Below are 748 nucleotides of genomic sequence, written 5' to 3' on the forward strand. Positions count from 1 at the left end.
GCCCAGGAGAAGACTCGAACTTCCACACCATTGCTGGCACATGGACCTGAACCATGCGCGTCTACCAATTCCGCCACCTGGGCTTATTCACCAACACCGTTGTGCTTGTGAAGTTGTGCATTATATATTTTTGGCTAAGATTGTCAACAGTATTACTAGTACATCAGACTATATCTATTGATTATCAAAGAAAAGTATTTTCCAGCAAAGAAAATTGGACTTAATTATGTAATCACTTTTTTACTAAATTGCTTTTATTTGAGTTTATTTCTTAGCAAATTTAGCTTATTTAGGTTTCTTAATTAAGTATGAGATGTAAAGGTATTTATTTTTTACACTTTAATAAATAAAATCGATTATGAATACGTTTATTCAACCCAACATGTTCGAGGAACCCTCCTCTTCTCTTAAGTTGGAATTAATGTAATTATTTATATTTGTATACTTCGTTATAGCTTTAGCCCTCGCTATATAGTCCGTTATAATAATTTTTATTAATTTAAAACAATTGTGCCGATGTGAAGGTATATCTTTAAGATACAGATATTCAAAATTTATAAGGTTTATAAGCTTTTGTGAAAGTCTACAGTGAAAACTATTCTGAGTTGCTTTTGGAAAGAAATTTTGAAGATTGAAGTCTATTACTAGATAAAGAAAATAATTTGGTGCCCAGGAGAAGACTCGAACTTCCACACCATTGCTGGCACATGGACCTGAACCATGCGCGTCTACCAATTCCGCCACCTGG

The 748-nt window shown here is 33.7% G+C and carries 1 tRNA gene; it reads right to left on the reverse strand.

What is annotated here, in order from left to right:
- Window positions 1-83, reverse strand: a tRNA-Leu gene (locus H3V00_RS11325).
- Window positions 84-748 lie beyond the last annotated feature (665 nt).

The organism is Snodgrassella sp. W6238H11 (assembly GCF_016100525.1).
Lineage (GTDB): Bacteria > Pseudomonadota > Gammaproteobacteria > Burkholderiales > Neisseriaceae > Snodgrassella > Snodgrassella alvi.